Source organism: Pedobacter sp. HMWF019, from assembly GCF_003061025.1.
GTDB lineage: Bacteria > Bacteroidota > Bacteroidia > Sphingobacteriales > Sphingobacteriaceae > Pedobacter.
The window spans coordinates 1-4,283 of sequence record NZ_QAIL01000482.1; the positions used below are offsets into that span (position 1 = coordinate 1).

Consider the following 4,283-nt stretch of genomic DNA (forward strand, 5'->3'; position numbering starts at 1 on the left):
ATACATCACTGCATTATTGCTGATCCCGGTAATGGCGGTCGCACAAAAGCAGGACTATATCCTAAAAGGTAAATTCGCTGATCCTCAAACGCGGGGAAAAATCTATGTCAGCTATTATGAAAACCAAAAGAACAAACGGGACAGTGCCGAAATTAAGAATGGAGCATTTGAGATCAGGGGCAATGTGGAAGGGCCAACCTCTGCATGGATGGATTTTAAATCTGAAAAGACGCCCGGGAAAAAACGGGGTTACGATGGACTTTCCTTATACCTTGATCATGGCCTGATCAGCATTAGCATTCAGGACTCACTAAAAAATGCCCTGATCAGCGGCTCTCCAATCAATACTGCGTATAAAAACTACAAAGCTGTTATAGAAATACCAGATAAAACGATTGGAAAATTGAAAAGCGCTTACTATAAACTTTCAGCTGAACAAAAGAAAGACAAGTCTGTAACCGATATCCTGGAGAAGGAGATGGATAAAGCAGATATAGACAAGCAGGAAGCGCTGAAGCAGTTTGTGGTTAAAAATCCAGGATCTTATTTCAGCCTGATGGCTTTGCAGCAAATAGGTGGATCCTATTTTGATGCGGCTAAAGTTGAACCTTTGTTTAAGGGCTTATCTCCCCAGCTGCAAAATTCCAAAGAAGGCCTGGCGTTGGCGGCATCTATTGCTGGGGCGAAGGCAACGATCATTGGGAAAGCAGCCCCAGACTTTGCTCATAATGACACCAATGGCCTGCCGGTGAAACTATCCGACCTTAGGGGGAAATATGTACTGCTGGATTTCTGGGCTTCCTGGTGCGGACCATGCAGGGCAGAAAATCCTAATGTACTCAAGGCTTACAATACTTACAAGGATAAAAACTTTACCGTTCTTGGCGTTTCCCTTGATCAGGCAAAAGATCGTGATAAATGGCTAAAAGCCATCAAAGACGATGGTATGCCCTGGACACAGTTGAACGATTCAGATCATACCGATACACACGGGGCAGGTAATTTATATGCGATCAAGGCGATACCTTCTAACTTTTTGATCGATCCACAGGGCAGGATCCTGGCTAAAAATTTAAGAGGAGAAGAGCTGGAGAAAAAGCTGGCCGAAATTCTGAAATAACATCTACCAAAAGGGGAATAATAAGAAAACATAGGCCGGTGGATGCCGGCCTTGTTTATAAACGATTAGTGGTCTTTACGTTGCATTTATACAATTGTTATTTTATAATTAATTGAAACTTAATATGATTAGCGAAAAAATGTATGTACCTTTGCGCAAATTTTATGAAGAAGATCGTCGATTACAGAAAATTGTTAGGTGTACAGAAGGATGCCGAGCTAAAAGAATTAAAAACCATTTACCGGAATTTAATGAAAGACTGGCACCCGGATAAGTTCCAGGAAAGCGAAGAGGCTAAATTAGAAGCTGAAAATAAAAGCAAGGAAATTATTGAAGCCTATCATTTCTTAGTAAGCATTGCACCGGAAACTTTGCAACTTTCTTTAGAAGAGTATACACAAACAACTTCTTCCTGCGGTATTGCTGATTTTACCTGGGAGCGTCAGGTATTAAAGGTTTACTTCCTGGATGGAAGCGGATACGAGTATTTTGAAGTTCCAAGGGCGGTTTATGTTAAATTGGTTAATGCAGATTCACCAGGCAGATTTGCCCGCAGACATATCTTTAATGTATTTCCATACCGGAATATAGCTAAGCAGGAAACTGCCTAAGCAGATCCTGATTTAAATGGATCAGCTTAATATGGTCCTAAAATCTTTTTTTAAATCTAATTGTTCTAGTTTTGTTAGCATCAGATTAACAAAACCAGAACAATTGAAATCTTTATCCTCTCCTTTTAATAAAAGTATACTGGCTTTAAGCCTTGGATTGCTTTGCCTGTTTGCTGCCTGCAGCACAAAAAAGAAGGCCATTAAAACAGTTGTACTGCCTGGCGAACAACCAATACACCCGGCAAGGGAATTCCGTGCGGCATGGGTTGCCTCTGTAGCTAATATCAACTGGCCGTCGAAACCAGGGCTCTCCACTCAGCAACAACAGAAGGAAGCGATAACCCTGCTTGATTTTCTACAAAGGAATAATTTTAATGCTGTGATCCTGCAGGTTAGGCCCCAGGCCGATGCCTTGTATAAAAGTGATCTTGAACCCTGGTCGTATTTCCTGACAGGTAAACAGGGGAAGGCGCCTAATCCTTACTACGATCCGCTTCAGTTCTGGATAGAGGCTGCACACAACCGAGGCCTGGAGCTGCATGTATGGCTTAATCCTTACCGGGCTTATCATACCTCAGGTAAAGGCCTTAGTGAGCAATCTGTTGTTAAAAAACATCCCGAACTGGTTGTTAAACTCAAAGATGGACAATACTGGATGGACCCCTCTAAAAAAGGAACTCAGGACTATTCTGCAGCTGTGGTAAAGGACATTGTGAAACGTTATGATATAGATGGGGTTCATTTTGATGATTACTTTTATCCATATGAGTCTTATAATGGAGGGGCAGATTTTCCAGACAACGACAGCTGGACAGCTTATCAGAAAAGTGGCGGAAAATTATCACGTGCAGATTGGCGCCGGCAAGGCGTAAATACCTTTGTTGAACGGATATACAAAGAGATCAAAGCAGAAAAGAAATATGTAAAATTTGGTATCAGTCCTTTTGGGATATGGAGGCCGGGCTTTCCTGCATCTATACAAGGAATGGACCAGTATGATAAATTATATGCGGATGCTAAACTTTGGCTGAACAAGGGCTGGCTGGATTACTTTACACCACAGTTATACTGGAGAATTAATGATATTCCTCATAGTTTTCCTGTTTTGCTGGATTGGTGGGCAGGAGAAAACACCCAGAACCGTCATTTGTGGCCGGGACTGAATGTAGATCTGGGTGCAGATGAGGTTATTAACCAGATTATGATCACCAAGGCAACTCCTTCCAAGAGTACCGGAGCCGTCCACTGGAGCATCGGTAGTCTGGTCAAAAATGAAAAGCTCATCAATGGAATCTTTAACGGGCCCTATCAGAAAGAAGCACTTGTTCCTGCCAGCCCATGGCTGGACCAATCTGTTCCCGCAGCTCCAGTGGTAGAAACCACATCTCAGCAAACACAATTGAAGATCAGCTGGACACACCCAAAAGAAAACGAGGTCTTCAAATGGGTGGTCTATTACCAGTATGGTACAAAATGGGGCTATACCATTCTTAACAGGAATGATCGCTTCCTGGTCAAGCCTAAAGCTGGTCTGAAAAGGATTGCTGTAACAGCTGTTGGTCGTACAGGAAATGAAAGCTTATTGAAGGAAACCCTTACGGGGCTTTAATCCGCAGGTGGACTTTCCAGTTTGTAGGCCGTATCTCTTTTATGTTCCGCAATTACAAAATGACTGGCCATTGTACTCAAATTAGGAATCAAGGCCAGCTTATGCATAAAACTATTGTAGGCCGGCATATCCGGAACGACCACTTTCAGATTGAAATCATAATGACCAGTTGTATGATAACATTCCATGACCTCATCAAATAAGGTTGCCTGCTGATGAAAGCAATCCAGTGAATCGGAAGAGTGGTCCTTGAGTTGCACCTGAGTATATACAGTGAGCATGCTGGAAATCTTTTGACAATTCAGAAGGGCAACAGAACTGCGTATATATCCTTTTTTTCGGAGAATGCGAATCCGTTCATACACAGCAGGGGCAGACTTGTTCAGTAGCCTTGCAATCTGTTTGTGTGGTAATTCTGCGTTGCTTTGCAGAATAGTTAAAATTTGAATGTCTGTTGCAGTTAATTCGGGTATCTTAAACATGAAATTAGTTAGCAGGGCGTGCTTACTTATTTACAATTACAAAAAAGAATCAGGTTGTACAAATATAGATTAAAGTCGGGGTAATAAACAAGTGGTTCAAAATTAAATTTGATTTTTTGTTTCAATTGACCTATATTTCCAAATATAAGTTTGCTAAGGTGTTTAAAACATTAAAAACTTATGGAATTGGGGGCTTACGATTGACGGCTATCCTTAAAAGGGTGATGTTTGCAACCGGAAATTGAAAATCCTAACCAATAAACCAACCAAATACCATTGTAATGAACCCGTTATCTTTAAAACTATGGCTCCAGACCAATCTGCTGCTTCTGCTGCTTTTCCTGGCTGCCTGTCAAAACAACGCCTCAAAAGAAAAAAGCGAAGCTTTCAAAGAAAATATTGATGGTCAGGTTTCCGATCTGTATGTTTTAAAAAACAATAACGGAATGCGTGCGGAGATT

Annotated in this window: 5 protein-coding genes; 4 read left to right on the forward strand and 1 reads right to left on the reverse strand. The window is 41.5% G+C overall.

Annotated features, from left to right (window positions below):
• The 3 genes from DBR11_RS25105 to DBR11_RS25115 form a co-directional block, all read left to right on the forward strand.
• A partial coding sequence (locus DBR11_RS25105; RefSeq protein WP_108555325.1) for a TlpA disulfide reductase family protein occupies window positions 1-1,120 on the forward strand: 1,120 nt, incomplete at its 5' end.
• Between the two features lie 164 nt (window positions 1,121-1,284).
• A complete protein-coding gene (locus DBR11_RS25110; protein WP_108555326.1) occupies window positions 1,285-1,731 on the forward strand; it encodes a KTSC domain-containing protein in 447 nt (148 codons plus the stop codon).
• 103 nt (window positions 1,732-1,834) lie between these two features.
• Window positions 1,835-3,340 carry a glycoside hydrolase family 10 protein gene (locus DBR11_RS25115; protein WP_233260902.1) on the forward strand — a complete coding sequence of 502 codons (1,506 nt, stop codon included), beginning with the start codon at window positions 1,835-1,837 and terminating at the stop codon, window positions 3,338-3,340.
• On the opposite strand, the gene DBR11_RS25120 is transcribed toward DBR11_RS25115, so the two are convergent.
• Window positions 3,337-3,822 (reverse strand): Lrp/AsnC family transcriptional regulator, encoded by a 486-nt coding sequence (locus DBR11_RS25120; RefSeq protein WP_108555327.1) that lies wholly within the window; start codon window positions 3,820-3,822, stop codon window positions 3,337-3,339. The two genes, DBR11_RS25115 and DBR11_RS25120, sit on opposite strands and share 4 nt — an antisense overlap.
• A gap of 281 nt (window positions 3,823-4,103) precedes the next feature.
• Between DBR11_RS25120 and DBR11_RS30350 the strand changes: the two genes are divergently transcribed.
• On the forward strand, window positions 4,104-4,283 hold a 180-nt coding region (locus tag DBR11_RS30350; protein ID WP_233260903.1), incomplete at its 3' end, for a hypothetical protein.

Bases quoted from the DNA above. Each gene is read 5' to 3' on its own strand.
- DBR11_RS25110 (WP_108555326.1), top strand. From the start codon at position 1,285: ATGAAGAAGATCGTCGATTACAGAAAATTGTTAGGTGTACAGAAGGAT.
- DBR11_RS25120 (WP_108555327.1), bottom strand. From the start codon at position 3,822: ATGTTTAAGATACCCGAATTAACTGCAACAGACATTCAAATTTTAACT.